The sequence below is a fragment of the Aeromonas sp. TW 6 genome (genome assembly GCF_013168745.1).
Lineage (GTDB): Bacteria > Pseudomonadota > Gammaproteobacteria > Enterobacterales > Aeromonadaceae > Aeromonas > Aeromonas caviae.
Window position 1 is genome coordinate 1 of the sequence record NZ_JABERS010000001.1, and the last position, 20,144, is coordinate 20,144.

The following is a 20,144-nucleotide window of genomic DNA, read 5'->3' on the forward strand; positions in this document are numbered from 1 at the left end:
CAGGATTCCAGACATGTCAAGGCCAGGTAAGGTTCTTCGCGTTGCATCGAATTAAACCACATGCTCCACCGCTTGTGCGGGCCCCCGTCAATTCATTTGAGTTTTAACCTTGCGGCCGTACTCCCCAGGCGGTCGATTTAACGCGTTAGCTCCGGAAGCCACGTCTCAAGGACACAGCCTCCAAATCGACATCGTTTACGGCGTGGACTACCAGGGTATCTAATCCTGTTTGCTCCCCACGCTTTCGCACCTGAGCGTCAGTCTTTGTCCAGGGGGCCGCCTTCGCCACCGGTATTCCTCCAGATCTCTACGCATTTCACCGCTACACCTGGAATTCTACCCCCCTCTACAAGACTCTAGCTGGACAGTTTTAAATGCAATTCCCAGGTTGAGCCCGGGGCTTTCACATCTAACTTATCCAACCGCCTGCGTGCGCTTTACGCCCAGTAATTCCGATTAACGCTTGCACCCTCCGTATTACCGCGGCTGCTGGCACGGAGTTAGCCGGTGCTTCTTCTGCGAGTAACGTCACAGCCAGCAGATATTAGCTACTGACCTTTCCTCCTCGCTGAAAGTGCTTTACAACCCGAAGGCCTTCTTCACACACGCGGCATGGCTGCATCAGGGTTTCCCCCATTGTGCAATATTCCCCACTGCTGCCTCCCGTAGGAGTCTGGACCGTGTCTCAGTTCCAGTGTGGCTGATCATCCTCTCAGACCAGCTAGGGATCGTCGCCTTGGTGAGCCATTACCTCACCAACTAGCTAATCCCACCTGGGCATATCCAATCGCGCAAGGCCCGAAGGTCCCCTGCTTTCCCCCGTAGGGCGTATGCGGTATTAGCAGTCGTTTCCAACTGTTATCCCCCTCGACTGGGCAATTTCCCAGGCATTACTCACCCGTCCGCCGCTCGCCGGCAAAAGTAGCAAGCTACTTTCCCGCTGCCGCTCGACTTGCATGTGTTAGGCCTGCCGCCAGCGTTCAATCTGAGCCATGATCAAACTCTTCAATTTAAGTTTGGTTGCCACTCTTTGTTACCAAGGAGTAGGCGGCTCAATGAATTGCTGAATTAACTGCTGCAACTTTCGTTGCTTTGGTCACTTCATCAGACATTGAAATCAAAAATTGTTTTTGATGCTCGATGCTGTGAGTGCCCACACAGATTGCTTGATTCAAATTGTTAAAGAGCGACGCAGCTTTTGGCTGCTGCGGGAGTGGCATTCTACTCAACCGCCTTCTCGAGTCAAGCCTTATTTTCAAAGGCTTTTCGAGGTTACCGATTCAGGCTTTGCGTTGCCGCTTGCCGTGTCGATGGAGGCGCATTATAGGGAGCGAATTCGTTCTGGCAAGGGGATAATTGCAAAAAGATGGCTTCCATCGTTCAATCGCTCACAAAGCCACCAAAAAGCATCTTAATCCAGCGAAATCAGCCTGCGACAGGTGCTGCAACGGCAAAATCATGCAGGTTGTCGTAGATGGCATCGGCCAGTTCAATCCCCGCATCAGTAATCGGCTTACCCGTTCTGACCATTATCTTGTGACCGACCTTGGCATTGATGGCCGCCTTCAAGTCTGAAGGTTTGTCACCCACCATATAAGAGCGGCTCATATCGATACCGAGCTCCCGCTGGGCAAGCAACAACATACCCGGTTCGGGTTTGCGGCAGTCGCAGGGGGCACCGTGGTTCGGGTGATGGGGGCAGAAGTAGATACCATCGAGATCCACATCGCGATCGGCCAATGACCAATCCATCCACTCGGTCAGGTTCATGAAGTCATCTTCAGTGAAGTAACCACGGGCAATGCCGGATTGGTTGGTCACCACGACCAGCAAATAGCCTTTTTTCTTCAGCAATTGCATGGCCTCAATCGCCCCGGGCAGAAAATGGAAGTCATCAACCTGGCTGACATAACCCGTGTCTTTGTTGATGACACCATCGCGATCCAGAAAAATGGCGGGTTTACTCACAGCAACTACCTCTATAGATGATTTCGCAAAAGTATCTCACAAGCCATTTAAAGCCCCAAAAGTAAAAGGGGTGGCCGAAGCCACCCCTTTTATGTGTGCATATAAAGTATCGATTAAGCGATAACTTTAGCTACAACACCAGCACCTACGGTACGGCCACCTTCACGGATGGCGAAACGCAGGCCGTCGTCCATCGCGATCGGGGCAATCAGGGTAACAACCATCTTGATGTTGTCGCCCGGCATGACCATCTCTACGCCTTCCGGCAGTTCGATGGTACCGGTCACGTCGGTAGTACGGAAGTAGAACTGCGGACGGTAGCCCTTGAAGAACGGAGTGTGACGACCACCTTCTTCCTTGGACAGCACGTACACTTCGGATTCGAACTTGGTGTGCGGCTTGATGGTGCCCGGCTTGGCCAGTACCTGACCACGCTCTACGTCTTCACGCTTCACGCCACGCAGCAGTGCGCCAACGTTCTCACCTGCACGACCTTCGTCCAGCAGTTTGCGGAACATTTCAACGCCGGTACAGGTGGTCTTGGTGGTATCTTTGATACCAACGATTTCCACTTCTTCACCAACCTTGACGATACCGCGCTCTACACGACCGGTAACTACGGTACCACGGCCTGCGATGGAGAAGACGTCTTCGATAGGCATCAGGAACGGCTGGTCAATGGCACGCTCCGGCTCCGGAATGTAGGTGTCCAGGTGGCCAGCCAGTTCCAGGATCTTCTCTTCCCACTGAGCTTCGCCTTCCAGCGCTTTCAGTGCGGAACCACGTACTACCGGCAGGTCATCACCCGGGAAGTCGTACTCGGACAGCAGTTCGCGAACTTCCATCTCGACCAGTTCCAGCAGCTCTTCGTCATCTACCATGTCGCACTTGTTCATGAACACGATGATGTACGGAACGCCTACCTGACGACCCAGCAGGATGTGCTCACGAGTCTGCGGCATCGGGCCGTCAGTCGCTGCTACTACCAGGATTGCGCCGTCCATCTGGGCAGCACCGGTGATCATGTTTTTAACGTAGTCGGCGTGACCCGGGCAATCTACGTGAGCGTAGTGGCGGGTAGCAGTGTCGTATTCTACGTGGGAGGTGTTGATGGTGATACCACGCTCACGCTCTTCCGGTGCCTTGTCGATCTGGTCGAAGGCGAAAGCTTTACCACCGAAGTGCTTGGCCAGCACGTTGGTGATGGCGGCGGTCAGGGTGGTTTTACCGTGGTCAACGTGGCCGATGGTGCCGACGTTTACGTGCGGTTTATTACGCTCAAATTTTTCTTTAGACACGACGTAGTCCTTCTAGGTTAAACCCGCCTACCGTCGTAGGCGGGGAATCTTAAATTACTTGGATTTGCGCTCTTCGATCACGGCCTGGGCGACGTTGGTCGGGGCATCGTGATACTTGGCGAATTCCATGGCGTAGGAAGCACGACCCTGAGTAGCAGAACGCAGGGAGGTGGCGTAACCGAACATTTCGGCCAGCGGCACCAGCGCACGTACGATCTTGCCGGACGGGCCATCTTCCATGCCTTCGATCAGGCCGCGACGACGGTTCAGGTCACCGATCACGTCGCCCATGTAGTCTTCCGGAGTCTCGACTTCGACCTTCATGATCGGCTCGAGCAGTACCGGGTTGGCCTTCATGAAGCCAGCCTTGAACGCCAGAGAAGCAGCGATCTTGAACGCCAGTTCGGAAGAGTCGACATCGTGGTAGGAACCGAAGTGCAGACGCACACCCAGATCCATTACCGGATAGCCTGCCAGCGGGCCGGACTTCAGCTGCTCGCGGATACCCTTGTCAACACCCGGGATGAATTCGCCCGGAATCACGCCACCCTTGATGTCGTTGACGAATTCATAGGCTTTGCCTTCTTCCAGCGGGTACATGTCGATAACGACGTGACCGTACTGACCACGACCACCGGACTGCTTGGCATGCTTGCCTTCGATGTCCTTGACGGTGTTGCGGATGGTTTCACGGTAGGCAACCTGCGGCTTACCTACGTTGGCTTCTACCTTGAACTCGCGACGCATACGGTCAACGATGATGTCCAGGTGCAGCTCACCCATACCGGCGATGATGGTTTGACCAGATTCTTCGTCGGTCCATACGCGGAAGGACGGATCTTCCTGAGCCAGACGGCCCAGAGCCAAGCCCATCTTCTCTTGGTCAGCCTTGGATTTCGGCTCAACGGCGATGGAGATTACCGGCTCCGGGAATTCCATACGCTCCAGGATGATCGGTGCGCTTTCGTCACACAGGGTATCACCGGTGGTGACGTCCTTCAGGCCGATGGCAGCAGCGATGTCGCCTGCGCGAACTTCTTTGATCTCTTCACGCTTGTTGGCATGCATCTGAACGATACGGCCGAAACGCTCGCGCTTCTCTTTAACGGAGTTCAGCACGGAGTCACCGGAGTTGACCACACCGGAGTAAACACGGAAGAAGGTCAGGTTGCCCACGAACGGGTCGGTAGCAATCTTGAATGCCAGAGCAGAGAACGGCTCGTCATCGGAAGCGTGACGCTCGTCCTTGGTCTCGCCATCCAGCTTCAGACCGTCGATAGCAGCAACGTCGGTCGGAGCCGGCAGGTACTCGACCACGGCATCCAGCATGGCCTGTACGCCCTTGTTCTTGAACGCAGAGCCACAGGTAACCAGGATGATTTCGTTGTTCAGAACACGCTGACGCAGAGCTTTCTTGATCTCTTCTTCAGTCAGTTCTTCACCGCCCAGGTATTTCTCCATCAGGTCTTCAGACGCTTCAGCAGCGGCTTCAACCAGGTTCATGCGCATTTCTTGCGCCTGTTCCAGCAGCTCAGCCGGGACGTCTTCGTAGTCGAAGGATACGCCCTGGTCAGCTTCGCTCCAGTTGATGGCTTTCATCTTGACCAGGTCGATAACGCCCTTAAAGTTCTCTTCGGAACCGATGTTCAGTTGCAGAGGAACCGGGTTACCTTTCAGACGGGTCTTGATGTGCTCAACGCAGCGCAGGAAGTTGGCACCGGTACGGTCCATCTTGTTGACGAACGCGATACGGGGAACCTTGTACTTGTTAGCCTGACGCCATACGGTTTCAGACTGTGGCTGTACGCCACCTACGGCACAGTACACCATCACGGCGCCATCCAGAACACGCATGGAACGCTCTACTTCGATAGTAAAGTCAACGTGGCCCGGGGTATCGATGATGTTGATACGGTGCGGTTGGAACTGTTTACCCATACCGGACCAGAAAGCGGTGGTCGCGGCGGAGGTGATGGTGATACCACGCTCTTGTTCCTGTTCCATCCAGTCCATGGTGGCGGCGCCATCGTGAACTTCACCGATCTTGTGACTTACACCGGTGTAAAACAGAACGCGCTCGGTAGTAGTAGTCTTACCGGCGTCGATGTGAGCGGAGATACCGATATTACGATAACGCTCAATGGGGGTTGTACGAGCCATTGTCATCCTCTTACTAGGGCGCTTGTCCCCAGATAATTAAAGGTGCGCAGAGTCAGAAGACCCTGCGCAAGCGGATTACCAGCGGAAGTGAGCGAAGGCCTTGTTCGCTTCAGCCATACGGTGAACGTCTTCACGTTTCTTGACAGACGAACCCTTATTGTCAGCGGCATCCAGCAGCTCGCCAGCCAAACGCTGAGCCATTGATTTTTCACCACGTTTACGAGCGGCATCAACCAACCAGCGCATTGCCAGAGCATTGCGACGTACCGGACGAACTTCTACCGGCACCTGATAGGTTGCACCACCGACGCGACGAGATTTAACCTCGACCGCCGGACGAATGTTGTCCAGAGCGACTTCGAACAGGGCCAGGTGCTCTTTGCCAGATTTGGTGGCAATGATGTCCAGGGCGCCATATACGATGGCTTCTGCAACAGATTTCTTACCGTCAACCATTACTACGTTGACAAATTTAGCCAGCAGCTCTGATCCGAACTTGGGATCCGGCAGGATTTTACGCTGACCAACAACACGACGTCTTGGCATTTCAAATTCTCCGTAACTTCAGGGGTTACCCAAAACTAGAAAGTTATCTAACTAGAAACGAATTAACGTTTGGCCTTACTTAACGGAGAACCATTAAGCTTTCGGACGCTTCACGCCGTACTTGGAGCGAGCCTGCTTACGGTCTTTAACACCGGCACAGTCCAACGCACCACGAACGGTGTGATAACGAACACCTGGCAAGTCTTTTACACGACCGCCACGGATCAGAACAACAGAGTGCTCTTGCAGGTTGTGACCTTCACCACCGATGTAGGAGGTGACTTCGAAGCCGTTGGTCAGACGTACACGGCATACTTTACGCAGTGCAGAGTTAGGCTTCTTCGGGGTGGTGGTGTATACACGGGTGCATACGCCACGCTTCTGAGGGCACGCTTCCAGCGCCGGCACGTTGCTTTTCACAACGAGCTTGATGCGTGGCTTGCGAACCAACTGGTTAATAGTTGCCATCAAAAGGCTCCTGATAATGACTTCATAAACGTGTGAAAAATCCTCCCCGCAGATACGGGGACGCGAAATTTTATGCCCTGTTGTCTGGGGAGTCAAGATTTATACAATTTGCACACCGAAATGGCAAATGACAGTCGAATGACATTATGCTAAGCAACTGAGATAAAAAGGAAAACCAAGTCTAACCGCCCCAGGTCTGCGGTGATCCGTGCTCGGCGATCAACCTGATCAAACCCGGCATATCGAGTTCCATCCCGATCCCGGGTGACAAGCCTCTCGCTTGCAGGTCTTCCTTCATGACGTAAAGGGGGACGTCTGCCAAGCGCTCGCACCACCCGGGGGCAGCCGCCGCCATCACGGCATCCTGCATCAACACCACCAGATCCCCTTCCATGCGGTAACGCAACGCCAACTCGAGATCCTGGCTCATGAAGGGAGAGTTCAATATCAGCTGTATCACGGGCACCTCAGAAGCAGATGTGGGTGGTGAAACCCGCCCAGCTACGGCGAATTTCCGCAGGAGAGAGCGGAATAACTGGGATTAGCAGATCCGCCGCCGTCAGTCCTCGCTCAGCCAGTGACACCGCACAGACATAGACCTCCTCGATGTCATACAGCTCCAGCATCTTGAAGGTCGGGGCGTAGTGACGCTGCAATATGGCGTGTGGCGATTGCTCCCTCACCAGTTGCATCACGCCATCGCCCACCAGAAAGAGGGCCAGGGACTCCGTCAATGCAGAGGTGGCCAGCAGGGCATCCAGCCCCTCCCGACCACTCGCCGAACCATGGGGACCACGCCGTGAGATAAACGCTATTCTGGTCATCTTGTCCCCCTAGAACTGTACGAAGCGATCAGCGGTCAGTGCGGCTTCCGCCAACTGACCGAGCCCGCTCAGGCAGAATGGGGCTTCCAGATTGAAATGCTCCCGTCCCATTCCCTTGGCCTCCTGCTCATCCAGCACGCCACGGCGCATGGCCGCAGCCACACACACATCGATGCGGATGCCCTGCTGGATGGCCAACTCGCGCCACAACGCCACCAGGTCGGTCTCATCGCTGGCTGGCGCATGGAGGCCATTGGCATTGCACACCCCCTCCTGATAGAAGAAGAGGTGGGACAAGCGGTGTCCCTGCTCGACCAGACTCAGGGCAAAACGATAGGCCGTGCTGGCCGTCTGGGTGCCATAGGCGGGCCCGGTGACCAGCAGAGCAAAATTCAGACTCATGATCGCACTCCTGCACAGCGGTGCATCCATTCTACCTCACAGACGCAAAAGCCCCTCCTGGGAGGGGCTTTTCCAATGAAACAGGCTCAGACGTAGGCGATGGCTTCGACTTCGACCAGCACATCCTTGGGCAGACGAGCGACCTCCACGCAGGAACGTGCCGGAGCGGATTCGCCAAAGTAGCGGGCATACACCTGGTTGAAGGCCACGAAGTTGTTCATGTCACTCAGGAAGCAAGTGGTCTTCAGTACCTTGCTGGTATCGGCTCCTGCAGCTTTCAAGACGGCAACCAGATTCTTCATCACCTGCTCTGCCTGAGCCTCGATGCCACCGGCAACGATGTCCATGGTGGCCGGATCGAGCGGGATCTGCCCGGAGGTAAAGACCAGCTCACCCAGCTTGGTAGCCTGGACATAAGGGCCAATTGCGGCAGGCGCCTTGTCGGTTGCAATCACTTCTTTAGCCATTGTTATCTATCCCCTATCTATGGCGCTTACTCGCTCTCTTCTTCACCCTGCTTGCGCTGTCGGATGTAGAGATACACGGTATGTTTGGAAATATTCAGCTTGTCGGCGACCAGGTTGATCGAATCCTTGATATCAAATATGCCCTTCTCGAACAACTGGGTCACGATAAAACGGTTCTTGGCATTGTTGGCCACGGAGGGATCACGATTGATCTCGTCGATGGTGTTGTCCACCGTCTGGGCAACCAGCTCTTCGACGCTGTTGGCGAAGGTCTCCGGTGATTGCCGCTCCACCTGCTGTGGCGTCGGGAAGAATTCGGCCACGAACTCGTGGAAAGGTGCATTGATGTGCAGGTTGATGCAGATAAGGCCGATCACCTGCTTGTCGCGGTTACGGATGGCGATGGTGCTCGACTTCATCAAGGCACCGGTCCGACTGCGGGCAAAATAACTCTGGGTGTGATCCTGACCCGTGCTCTCGATATCCTTGAGCATCCGCAGGGCGAGATCGGTGATCGGCGCCCCCAGAGTTCGACCCGTATTGAAACCATTCGCTATTTGGATCACGGACTCATGCAGATTTTCCAGGGAGTGGAGCACCACCTCGCAGTGCTTGCCGAACAGATCGGCCAGGCCTTCGATAAGGCCCCCATATGAACGCAACAGCTCCCTGTCTTCGTCTGTAAAAGCGCGACCGCTCAGTTGCTCTTCGGGAAGCAGTACTTCCTCGATACCGACAGCCATGTTCTACCCCTGTAATACCCATTCAACTTTCCCGAGTTTTCAGTTGCGACGGGGCAATGTCAACTTTTTTTGATTTTTTGCTCTATAACCTTGCACTGGATCATCCCCCTGCCCCAGCCCAGTGCACGCTGGGCGCCGGATGGGAAATAAAAAAAGGGCCCCTAGAAGGGGCCCTTTTCGATCACTGCAGCGGAAGATTACTCTTCGTCAAAACTGCCGGCTGCGTTGAGCAGATCCGCCAGGTTTTGCTGAGCTTCATCGGCAGTCACCTGCGGCACACCGACAGCACGGGCTGCGGCGGCACGCTGGTTGATGCGGCTGTGGTGGTAGGCAAAGCCGGTACCAGCCGGGATCAGACGACCCACGATCACGTTCTCTTTCAGGCCGCGCAGTTCATCACGCTTGCCACCAACGGCTGCTTCGGTCAGCACGCGGGTGGTCTCCTGGAAGGAAGCTGCCGAGATAAAGGACTCGGTGCTCAGAGATGCCTTGGTAATACCCATCAGGATATGACGGTAGGTAGCCGGGGTCTTGCCTTCGGCAACCAGTTTACGGTTGGCAATCTTCACACGGGCCACTTCAACCTGCTCACCTTCGATCAGGTCGGTGTCGCCAGCGCTCAGGATCTCGCACTTGCGAAGCATCTGACGCACGATGACTTCGATGTGCTTGTCGTTGATCTTAACGCCTTGCAGACGGTAAACGTCCTGCACTTCGTTGGCGATGTAGTTGGCGACCGGGCTGATACCGCGCAGACGCAGGATGTCATGAGCAGACTCGGGACCGTCCGCCAGCACTTCACCCTTCTCAACTTTTTCACCTTCGAACACGTTGAGGTGACGCCATTTCGGAATCATCTCTTCGTAGATCTCGCCACCATCGGTCGGGGTGATGACCAGACGGCGTTTGCCCTTGGTCTCTTTCCCGAAGGAGATGGTACCGGAGATCTCGGCCAGGATGGCCGGCTCTTTCGGCTGACGTGCTTCGAACAGATCCGCAACGCGCGGCAGACCACCGGTGATGTCCTTGGTACCGCTGGACTCTTGCGGGATACGCGCAACCGCATCACCCACGCCCACGTTGGCACCATCTTCCAGGTTCACGATCGCCTTGCCCGGCAGGAAGTACTGGGCGGGAACGTCGGTGCCCGGGATCATCACATCCTTGCCGTTCAGATCGACCAGTTTCACGGTCGGACGCATCTCTTTACCGGCGCTCGGACGCTCGTTGACATCCAGCACGACGATGGAAGAGAGACCGGTCAGCTCGTCGGTCTGACGAGTGATGGTCACACCGTCGATCATGTGTTCGAAGTGCAGGCGACCCGCCACTTCGGTGATGATCGGGTGGGTGTGCGGGTCCCAGTTCGCGACGGTATCACCGGCGTTCACCGCTTCGCCATCCTTCACTTCCAGCACGGAACCGTAAGGCAGCTTGTGGCTTTCCTTGGTACGGCCCATCTCGTCCATGATGGTCAGCTCGGTAGAACGGGAGGTGATAACCAGCTTGTCAGAGTTGTTCAGAACGAACTTGGCGTTCTGCAACTTGATGCTACCGGTGTTCTTCACCTGGATGCTGCTCTCGGCAGCCGCTCGGGATGCGGCACCACCGATGTGGAAGGTACGCATCGTCAGCTGGGTGCCCGGTTCACCGATGGACTGAGCGGCGATAACACCGACAGCCTCACCCTTGTTAACCAGGTGACCACGGGCCAAATCACGGCCGTAGCAGTGAGCACAGTTACCGAAGTCGGTCTCACAGGTGATGGCAGAACGTACCTTCACGCGGTCGACGGAGTTGCGCTCCAGCAGGTCACACAGCTGCTCGTCGAGCAGGGTGTTGCGCGCTACCAGCACTTCATCCTCGGTACCCGGCTTGATCACGTCTTCGGCCACCACACGACCCAGCACGCGCTCACGCAGCGGCTCGACCACGTCGCCACCCTCGATCAGCGGAGTCATCCACAGACCGTCGGTAGTGCCGCAGTCGTCCTCGGTGATCACCATGTCCTGGGCCACGTCAACCAGACGACGGGTCAGGTAACCGGAGTTCGCTGTCTTCAGTGCGGTATCCGCCAGACCTTTACGAGCACCGTGAGTGGAGATGAAGTACTGCAGTACGTTCAGACCTTCACGGAAGTTCGCCACGATCGGCGTTTCGATGATGGAGCCATCCGGCTTCGCCATCAGGCCACGCATACCGGCCAGCTGACGGATCTGGGCGGCGGAGCCCCGCGCACCAGAGTCGGCCATCATGAAGATGCTGTTGAAGGAAGCTTGCTCTTCCTCATCGCCCAGGGAGTTGACGTTACGCTCCTTGGAAAGGTTGTCCATCATGGCCTTGGAGACGCGATCGTTCGCGCTGGCCCAGATATCGATAACCTTGTTGTAACGTTCGCCCGCGGTCACCAGACCGGACAGGAACTGGTCCTGGATCTCGGCGACTTCGGCTTCTGCAGCAGCGATGATGTCTTTCTTGGCATCCGGGATGACCATGTCATCGATACCAACAGAGGCACCGGACAGGGCCGCGTAGTGGAAACCGGTATACATCAGCTGGTCAGCGAAGATGACGGTATCCTTCAGGCCCTGCTTGCGATAGCAGGTGTTCAGCAGACGGGAGATGAGCTTTTTGCCCAGCGCCTTGTTGGAGACGCACTTGATCCAGTTCTGCGGGTTGGCGTCCAGGTCAGCCTGCTCTGCAGCAGTCAGTACCTTGGGCTCGTCAATCAGCGCATACTCCATGCCTTTGGGCAGGATCAGGCTCAGGATCGCACGACCAACGGTGGTGTTCTTCATCTCGGTCTTGGCAACCAGCTCACCGGCTTCGTTCTTCACGTACTCGGTGATGCGGCACTTGACGCGAGCATGCAGGTCGGCCAGACCGGCACGGTAGACCTTCTCGGCCTCTTTCGGACCGGACAGCACCATACCTTCGCCCTTGGCGTTGATACGGGCACGGGTCATGTAGTACAGACCCAAGACCACGTCCTGGGAAGGAACGATGATCGGCTCACCGGAGGCAGGCGACAGGATGTTGTTGGTGGACATCATCAGGGCGCGCGCTTCCAGCTGGGCTTCCAGGGTCAGCGGTACGTGGACCGCCATCTGGTCACCGTCGAAGTCCGCGTTATACGCAGCACAAACCAGCGGGTGCAGCTGGATGGCCTTCCCTTCGATCAGGGTCGGTTCAAACGCCTGGATACCCAGACGGTGCAGGGTCGGTGCACGGTTCAGCAGAACCGGGTGTTCGCGGATCACTTCGTCCAGGATGTCCCAAACGACGGCTTCTTCGCGCTCCACCATCTTCTTGGCGGCCTTGATCGTGGTCGCCAGACCGCGGGATTCCAGCTTGCCGTAGATGAAGGGCTTGAACAGCTCAAGTGCCATCTTCTTCGGCAGACCGCACTGATGCAGACGCAGGGTCGGACCTACGGTGATAACGGAACGACCAGAGTAGTCGACACGCTTACCCAGCAGGTTCTGACGGAAACGACCTTGCTTACCCTTGATCATGTCGGCCAGGGATTTCAGCGGGCGCTTGTTGGAACCGGTGATGGCACGACCACGACGGCCGTTGTCCAGCAGGGCATCCACGGACTCTTGCAGCATGCGCTTTTCGTTGCGCACGATGATGTCCGGCGCAGCCAGATCCAGCAGACGCTTCAAGCGGTTGTTACGGTTGATCACGCGACGGTACAGATCGTTCAGATCGGAGGTCGCGAAACGACCGCCGTCCAGCGGTACCAGCGGACGCAGGTCCGGCGGCAGCACGGGCAGCACTGTCATGATCATCCACTCCGGCTTGTTGCCGGATTGCAGGAAGGCTTCCATCAGCTTCAGACGCTTGGTGGTCTTCTTGCGCTTGGTCTCGGAGTTGGTCTGATCCAGCTCCTCACGCATGGCTTTGACTTCGCCTTTCAGATCGATGGCGCGCAGCAGAGCCAGAATGGCCTCGGCACCCATCTTGGCGTCGAATTCGTCGCCCCACTCTTCCAATGCGTCCAGATAGTTCTCTTCGGAGAGCATCTGGCTGCGCTCGAGGTTGGTCATGCCGGGTTCGATCACTACATAGGATTCGAAATACAGCACGCGCTCGATGTCACGCAGGGTCATGTCCAGCAGCAGACCGATACGGGACGGCAGGGACTTCAGGAACCAGATGTGGGCAGTCGGGCTGGCCAGCTCGATGTGGCCCATGCGCTCACGACGGACCTTGGTCTGGGTCACTTCTACACCGCACTTCTCGCAGATCACACCACGGTGTTTCAGGCGCTTGTACTTGCCGCACAGACACTCGTAGTCCTTCACCGGTCCGAAGATACGGGCGCAGAACAGACCATCACGCTCCGGCTTGAAAGTCCGGTAGTTGATGGTCTCAGGCTTTTTGACCTCACCGAATGACCAGGAGCGGATCATGTCAGGAGAGGCCAGACCGATCTTGATACTGTCAAACTCTTCGGTCTTGGTCTGAGCCTTCAAAAACTTGAGTAAGTCTTTCACGTGTTTCCCCTGTCAGGAGTCTAACCTCGGCGCCCCGGCTGCCGAAACAGCGGGGCGCCCACGTCAATTCTCGAACAATAAGAGCGAGCTCTTACTCTTCGTCCAGCTCGATGTTGATACCCAGAGAGCGGATTTCCTTCAGCAATACGTTGAAGGATTCGGGCATGCCCGGCTCCATACGGTGGTCGCCATCCACGATGTTCTTGTACATCTTGGTACGGCCGTTCACATCGTCAGACTTGACGGTCAGCATTTCCTGCAGGGTATATGCCGCACCGTAAGCCTCCAGGGCCCACACTTCCATCTCACCGAACCGCTGACCACCGAACTGCGCCTTACCACCCAGCGGCTGCTGGGTAACCAGGCTGTAGGAACCGGTAGAACGCGCGTGCATCTTGTCGTCTACCAGGTGGTTGAGCTTCAGCATGTACATGTAACCCACGGTGACCTTGCGCTCGAAGGCGTTACCGGTACGACCGTCGAACAGGGAGATCTGACCGGATTCCGGCAGATCGGCCAGCTTCAGCAAGGCTTTGATTTCGCGCTCTTTGGCACCATCAAAGACAGGTGTAGCCACCGGCAGACCCTTACGCAGGTTACCCACCAGGGTACGCACGTCGTCGTCAGACAGCTCGGCAATGTTCACTTGCTGGGAGTCCTTCTCGCCCAGGTCATAGACCTGTTGCAGGAACTCGCGCATCTCGTGCAGCTCGCGCTGTTCTTTGATCATGCGGTCGATCTTCTCGCCGATGCCCTTGGCCGCGAGGCCCAGGTGCACTTCGAGGATCTGACCGATGTTCATACGAGACGGTACACCCAGCGGGTTCAGTACGATGTCGACCGGACGGCCGTACTCGTCATGGGGCATATCCTCGACCGGACAGATCTTGGAGATAACACCCTTGTTACCGTGACGGCCCGCCATCTTGTCACCCGGCTGGATGCGACGCTTGACGGCCAGATAGACCTTGACGATCTTCAGTACGCCCGGCGCCAGGTCATCGCCCTGGATGATCTTGCGACGCTTGTTCTCGAATTTCTTGTCGAACTCGGCCTTCAGCTCAACGTGCTGTTCAGCGATCTGCTCCAGCTCGATTTGCTTGGCTTCATCTTCGATGGCCAGCTCAAACCACTTGGAACGATCGAGCTTGTTCAGACGATCTTCGCTGTAACCGGCGGCCAGCAGCAGGTTGCGGGAACGGCCGAAAATGCCGTCTTCCAGGATCTTGAACTCTTCGGTCAAGTCCTTCTTCGCTTCCTTCAGCTGCATCTCTTCGATTTCTTTGGCGCGCTTGTCTTTTTCCACGCCATCGCGGGTAAAGACCTGCACGTCAACCACGGTACCGTACACACCGTTCGGCACTCGCAGGGAAGAGTCCTTCACGTCAGACGCCTTCTCACCGAAGATGGCGCGCAGCAGCTTCTCTTCCGGAGTCAGCTGGGTTTCACCTTTCGGAGTCACCTTGCCGACCAGAATGTCGCCGCCCTTCACTTCGGCACCCACGTAGACGATACCGGACTCGTCCAGCTTGGACAGAGCGGCTTCACCCACGTTCGGGATGTCAGCAGTGATCTCTTCCGGACCCAGCTTGGTGTCACGGGAGATACAGGCCAGTTCCTGGATGTGAATGGTGGTCAGGCGATCTTCCTGAACAACACGCTCGTTCACCAGGATCGAGTCTTCGAAGTTGTAACCGTTCCACGGCATGAACGCGACGCGCAGGTTCTGACCCAGCGCCAGTTCACCGAGATCGGTGGACGGGCCGTCAGCCAGCACGTCGCCAGCCATCACCGGCTCACCCAACATCACGCACGGACGCTGGTTGATACAGGTGTTCTGGTTGGAACGGGTGTATTTGGTCAGGCTGTAGATGTCGATGCCGGCTTCGCCAGGCAGCAGCTCATCTTCGTTGACCTTGATAACGATACGGGAGGCATCGACATAGTCGATCATGCCGCCACGCTTGGCCACTACGGTCACACCGGAGTCAACGGCCACTGCGCGTTCCATACCGGTACCAACCAGCGGCTTGTCGGCGCGCAGGGTCGGTACAGCCTGACGTTGCATGTTTGAACCCATCAATGCGCGGTTCGCGTCATCGTGTTCCAGGAACGGGATCAGGGCCGCTGCCACAGAGACGATCTGTTGCGGGCTCACGTCCATGTACTGGATCTGGTCGGCGTTCATAAAGGTGGATTCACCTTTGTGACGGCACGGGATCAATTCATCTTTCAGACGGCCATCTTCGGTGGTCGCGGCGTTGGCCTGTGCGATCACGTACTTGCCTTCTTCAATCGCAGACAGGTAATCCACTTCGTCGGTGATCACACCGTCGATCACCTTGCGGTACGGGGTCTCGAGGAAACCGTACTCATTGGTGCGGGAATACACGGACAGCGAGTTGATCAGACCGATGTTCGGACCTTCCGGCGTTTCGATGGGGCACAGACGACCGTAGTGGGTCGGGTGTACGTCTCGAACTTCGAAACCGGCACGCTCACGGGTCAGACCGCCCGGGCCCAGCGCGGAGATACGGCGCTTGTGGGTCACTTCGGACAGCGGGTTGTTCTGGTCCATGAACTGGGACAGTTGGCTGGAACCGAAGAACTCTTTGACCGCGGCGGAGATCGGCTTGGCGTTGATCAGATCCTGCGGCATCAGGGTGTCCAGATCGCCCAGAGACAGGCGCTCCTTCACCGCACGCTCGACACGGACCAGACCGACACGGAACTGGTTCTCGGCCATTTCACCGACGGAACGAATACGACGGTTACCAAGGTGGTCGATATCGTCCACTTCGTCGTTACCGTTACGGATGTCGATCAGGCGCTTCATGACCTCGACGATATCGTCCTTGGTCAGCACGCCAACGCCAGTCTCGTCTTCACGACCCAGACGGCGGTTGAACTTCATCCGACCTACGGTAGACAGGTCGTAACGCTCGGAAGAGAAGAACAGGTTCTCGAACAGCTGCTCGGCCGCTTCGCGAGTGGGCGGCTCGCCCGGACGCATCATGCGATAGATCTCGACCAGGGCTTCCAGGCGGCTGGAGCTGGAGTCGATACGCAGGGTCTCGGACATGTAGGCACCGTGATCCAGTTCGTTGGTGAACAGAACCTCGAAGTGCTTGAAGCCGGCTTGGGACAGGTTGGCAACCGCTTCCAGGCTCAGCGCCTGGTTGGCAGTGACAACCATCTCACCAGTCTGCGGGTGCGCGTAGTTCTTGGCTGCAACTTTGCCAACAACATACTCTACCGGCACCTCGATCTGGGTGATGCCGTCTTTTTCCAGCTGACGGATGTGACGGGCAGTGACACGACGACCGGTTTCAACCACCACGGCGCCATTGGCAATGATGTCGAAGGTCGCGGTCTCGCCACGCAGGCGCTCGGGCACCAGATCCATCATCAACTTGCCATCCTTAACTTCGAAACCGATGGTCTCGAAGAAGGTGGCCAGGATTTCTTCGGAACTGAAGTCCAGGGCGCGCAGAATAATGGAGGCCGGCAGTTTACGACGACGGTCGATACGGACAAACAGGTTGTCTTTCGCATCGAACTCGAAGTCCAGCCAGGAGCCACGGTAGGGGATAACGCGGGCGTTATACAGTACCTTACCGGATGAATGTGTTTTGCCTTTATCGTGGTCGAAGAAGACGCCCGGGCTGCGGTGCAGCTGGGAGACGATAACCCGCTCGGTACCATTGATGACAAAGGTGCCGTTCTCGGTCATGAGCGGAATCTCGCCCATGTATACTTCTTGTTCCTTGATATCTTTGACGGTGCCGGCAGCTGCTTCACGGTCGTACAGAACCATACGAAGCTTGACACGCAGCGGCGCGGAGTAGGTCACTCCACGGATCTGGCATTCTTTTACGTCAAATACCGGCTCACCCAGGCGATAGCTGACATACTGAAGCTCAGCACTACCGGAGTAACTGGTGATCGGGAAAACGCTACGGAAGGCGGCTTCTAGGCCGTACTCACCTTCCGGGTCAGCCTCGATGAACTGCTTGAAGGAGTCCAGCTGAATGGACAACAGATAAGGCGTGTCCAGTACCTGGTCTCGCTTACCGAAGTCCTTACGTATGCGTTTTTTTTCGGTATAAGAGTAAACCATAGGGTTCCTCAGCTCGCTGATAAGTGACCCACTCTGTCCCCACGGGACAGCTCTGTCTCAACACCGTTTTGTGTTGGCCCGGACGATGAGGCGGTCCGGATTGCTGGTGCACCGAGAGTCGTGAACGGTGTGAAATACTCTCAGTCTACAGCGCAAAAAGGCTGGTGAATAAAGATTCACCAGCCTTAGCCTGTTTTATCAGGCTAATCTACATAAATGCAGATTATTTGATCTCAACAGAAGCACCGGCAGCTTCCAGCTCTTTCTTCAGAGCTTCAGCTTCGTCCTTGGACACGGCTTCTTTCAGATTGGTCGGAGCAGCTTCTACCAGGTCCTTGGCTTCTTTCAGGCCCAGACCGGTAGCGCCACGAACGGCCTTGATGACGGCAACTTTGTTGGCGCCAGCAGCAGTCAGAACTACGTCGAACTCGGTCTTCTCTTCTACTGCTTCAGCAGCAGCCGGGCCGGCCATGACGGCAGCAGCGGCAGAAACACCGAACTTCTCTTCCATAGCTTCGATCAGCTCAACAACTTCCATTACGGACATGGAAGCAACGGCTTCGATGATTTGGTCTTTAGTGATAGACATGACAAAAATTCCTGATGTTGAATAAACTCAAACAGCCTAGATAGGCGAGAATCAAGCAGCAGCTTGTTTCTGGTCGCGAACAGCAGCGATAGTACGAACCAGCTTGCCAGCAGAGGCTTCCTTCATGGTAGCCATCAACTTCGCAATTGCTTCTTCGTAAGTCGGCAGCGTGGCCAGACGATCAATTTGTGCTGCGGCGATAAACTCACCGTTAAAAGCGCCAGCCTTGATTTCGAACTTTTGGTTCGCTTTGGCAAACTCTTTGAACAGACGAGCGGCAGCGCCCGGGTGTTCGTTAGAGAAAGCAATCAAGGTAGGACCGGTAAATGCGTCGTTCAGGCACTCGTATTCGGTACCTTCTACCGCGCGACGCAGCAGGGTGTTACGCACAACGCGCATGTACACACCAGCTTCACGAGCGGTCTTACGCAGGACGGTCATCTTGTCTACAGTGACGCCGCGAGAATCGGCTACAACTGCAGAAAGAGCGCCTTTGGCAGCTTCGTTGACTTCAGCAACAATTGCCTTTTTGTCTTCGAGTCCCAATGCCATTGGCTTAACTCCTGGATTGAATCCGGGTCTGTTGACCCAGTACTGACACATCCCCCCTACCTTTACAACAGAGAGGAACGATGCGGTAGCAGGATTCCAGAAGAGAAAGAATCTTTCTCGCTGGGTTTCCGGCACCGTCTACGCAGGAAGAATTAAGGCTTTGCGGCCTCCTGCGGTCTTGGACGGAGGTCGAAACCCCCAACCAATCAAGGCGCAAAATTATAGATTAAATTTTGCGCCTTGTAAAACCCATCAATTAGGCCTGAGCTTCCAGGGAAGCTTGGTCTACGGCAACACCGGCCCCCATGGTGGTGGAGATGCTGACTTTCTTGATGAATACACCCTTGGCGGAGGACGGCTTGGCCTTCTTCAAGGCAACCAGCAGCGCTTCCAGGTTTTCTTTCAGCTGAACTTCGTTGAAAGAGACCTTGCCCAGAGTGGTATGAATGATACCGTTCTTGTCGTTACGGTAACGAACCTGACCAGCCTTGGCGTTCTTGACGGCTTCGGCTACGTTCGGAGTGACGGTACCCACTTTCGGGTTCGGCATCAGACCGCGCGGGCCCAGGATTTGACCCAGTTGACCAACAACACGCATGGCATCCGGGGATGCGATGACGACGTCGAAGTTCATCTCGCCTTTCTTGACCAGCTCGGCCAGGTCGTCCATACCAACCAGTTCAGCACCGGCAGCCTTGGCGGCTTCGGCGTTGGCACCCTGGGTGAACACGGCGACACGGATGTCACGACCGGTACCGTGCGGCAGTACAGTTGCACCACGTACGTTCTGATCGGATTTACGAGCATCGATACCCAGGTTAACGGCAACGTCAACGCTTTCAACGAACTTGGCAGTAGCCAGTTCTTTCAGCAGGGCAATGGCTTCGTTGATGGAGTACTCTTTGGTACCGTCAACTTTTTCGCGAATAACGCGCATACGCTTGGACAGTTTAGCCATTGTCTTACTCCTCCACTACCAGGCCCATGGAACGAGCGGAACCGGCGATGCAACGTACTTTTGCATCCAGATCGGCACCAGTCATATCCGGCTCTTTGGTCTTGGCGATTTCTTGCAGCTGAGCCACAGTCACCTTACCAACCTTGTCTTTGTTCGGCTTGGCGGAACCAGACTGGATACCAGCGGCTTTCTTCAGCAGGAAGGAAGCGGGCGGAGTCTTGGTTTCGAAGGTGAAGGAACGGTCGCTGTAAACGGTGATCACGACCGGAGTCGGAGAACCTTTTTCCAGCTTTTCTGTACGGGCGTTGAATGCCTTACAGAATTCCATGATGTTCACACCGTGCTGACCCAGAGCAGGACCAACGGGAGGGCTGGGGTTAGCACTGCCAGCCTTAACTTGCAGCTTGATATAAGCTGTGACTTTCTTAGCCATTACAAAAATACCTCAAAAATGGGTTCTAACGCCTCGGAGACATGCTCCTGCAAACGGCTCCCCAACAAATAAAGGGGCAGCGAATTATAGAGATAATCGCTGCCCCTGACAACC

17 protein-coding genes and 1 rRNA gene are annotated in these 20,144 nt (G+C 56.0%); all 18 read right to left on the reverse strand.

Going from position 1 to position 20,144, the window contains the following annotated elements; all coding sequences use genetic code 11:
• Positions 1-1,012 (reverse strand): 16S ribosomal RNA (locus HKD46_RS00005); the annotation flags it as partial.
• A 40-nt stretch (positions 1,013-1,052) separates the two neighbouring features.
• Complete coding sequence (locus HKD46_RS00010) at positions 1,053-1,220, reverse strand: hypothetical protein (RefSeq protein ID WP_158656094.1); 168 nt, start codon at positions 1,218-1,220, stop codon at positions 1,053-1,055.
• 205 nt (positions 1,221-1,425) lie between these two features.
• Positions 1,426-1,968 carry a D-glycero-beta-D-manno-heptose 1,7-bisphosphate 7-phosphatase gene (gene gmhB, locus HKD46_RS00015; protein WP_043153901.1) on the reverse strand — a complete coding sequence of 181 codons (543 nt, stop codon included), beginning with the start codon at positions 1,966-1,968 and terminating at the stop codon, positions 1,426-1,428.
• A gap of 113 nt (positions 1,969-2,081) precedes the next feature.
• Entirely contained in the window at positions 2,082-3,266 is a 1,185-nt protein-coding gene (gene tuf, locus HKD46_RS00020; RefSeq protein ID WP_005306325.1) for an elongation factor Tu, read from the reverse strand.
• A gap of 54 nt (positions 3,267-3,320) precedes the next feature.
• Positions 3,321-5,426, reverse strand: a complete 2,106-nt coding sequence (gene fusA, locus HKD46_RS00025; RefSeq protein WP_010675948.1) for an elongation factor G — start codon at positions 5,424-5,426, stop codon at positions 3,321-3,323.
• Positions 5,427-5,501: 75 nt separating this feature from the next.
• Positions 5,502-5,972, reverse strand: a complete 471-nt coding sequence (gene rpsG, locus HKD46_RS00030; RefSeq protein ID WP_010675949.1) for a 30S ribosomal protein S7 — start codon at positions 5,970-5,972, stop codon at positions 5,502-5,504.
• Positions 5,973-6,065: 93 nt separating this feature from the next.
• Positions 6,066-6,440 (reverse strand): 30S ribosomal protein S12, encoded by a 375-nt coding sequence (gene rpsL, locus HKD46_RS00035; protein WP_005306278.1) that lies wholly within the window; start codon positions 6,438-6,440, stop codon positions 6,066-6,068.
• A 181-nt stretch (positions 6,441-6,621) separates the two neighbouring features.
• Positions 6,622-6,900 (reverse strand): sulfurtransferase complex subunit TusB, encoded by a 279-nt coding sequence (tusB, locus tag HKD46_RS00040; protein ID WP_113978517.1) that lies wholly within the window; start codon positions 6,898-6,900, stop codon positions 6,622-6,624.
• 7 nt (positions 6,901-6,907) lie between these two features.
• Complete coding sequence (gene tusC, locus HKD46_RS00045) at positions 6,908-7,264, reverse strand: sulfurtransferase complex subunit TusC (protein WP_041214281.1); 357 nt, start codon at positions 7,262-7,264, stop codon at positions 6,908-6,910.
• Between the two features lie 9 nt (positions 7,265-7,273).
• Positions 7,274-7,666 carry a sulfurtransferase complex subunit TusD gene (gene tusD, locus HKD46_RS00050; RefSeq protein WP_010675952.1) on the reverse strand — a complete coding sequence of 131 codons (393 nt, stop codon included), beginning with the start codon at positions 7,664-7,666 and terminating at the stop codon, positions 7,274-7,276.
• A gap of 86 nt (positions 7,667-7,752) precedes the next feature.
• Positions 7,753-8,133, reverse strand: coding sequence for a RidA family protein (locus tag HKD46_RS00055; protein ID WP_010675953.1), 381 nt, complete (start codon positions 8,131-8,133; stop codon positions 7,753-7,755).
• A 26-nt stretch (positions 8,134-8,159) separates the two neighbouring features.
• Positions 8,160-8,876, reverse strand: a complete 717-nt coding sequence (locus tag HKD46_RS00060) for a transcriptional regulator (RefSeq protein WP_010675954.1) — start codon at positions 8,874-8,876, stop codon at positions 8,160-8,162.
• Between the two features lie 197 nt (positions 8,877-9,073).
• Positions 9,074-13,378 (reverse strand): DNA-directed RNA polymerase subunit beta', encoded by a 4,305-nt coding sequence (gene rpoC / locus HKD46_RS00065; protein WP_171864723.1) that lies wholly within the window; start codon positions 13,376-13,378, stop codon positions 9,074-9,076.
• 91 nt (positions 13,379-13,469) lie between these two features.
• Complete coding sequence (gene rpoB / locus HKD46_RS00070) at positions 13,470-17,498, reverse strand: DNA-directed RNA polymerase subunit beta (RefSeq protein ID WP_010675956.1); 4,029 nt, start codon at positions 17,496-17,498, stop codon at positions 13,470-13,472.
• Positions 17,499-17,721: 223 nt separating this feature from the next.
• Positions 17,722-18,087 (reverse strand): 50S ribosomal protein L7/L12, encoded by a 366-nt coding sequence (rplL, locus tag HKD46_RS00075; RefSeq protein ID WP_010675957.1) that lies wholly within the window; start codon positions 18,085-18,087, stop codon positions 17,722-17,724.
• 51 nt (positions 18,088-18,138) lie between these two features.
• Positions 18,139-18,639: a 50S ribosomal protein L10 gene (rplJ, locus tag HKD46_RS00080; protein WP_005339895.1), complete on the reverse strand. Its 501-nt coding sequence runs from the start codon at positions 18,637-18,639 to the stop codon at positions 18,139-18,141.
• A 256-nt stretch (positions 18,640-18,895) separates the two neighbouring features.
• Positions 18,896-19,597, reverse strand: a complete 702-nt coding sequence (gene rplA / locus HKD46_RS00085; protein WP_010675958.1) for a 50S ribosomal protein L1 — start codon at positions 19,595-19,597, stop codon at positions 18,896-18,898.
• A gap of 4 nt (positions 19,598-19,601) precedes the next feature.
• A complete protein-coding gene (gene rplK / locus HKD46_RS00090; protein ID WP_005306313.1) occupies positions 19,602-20,030 on the reverse strand; it encodes a 50S ribosomal protein L11 in 429 nt (142 codons plus the stop codon).
• Positions 20,031-20,144 lie beyond the last annotated feature (114 nt).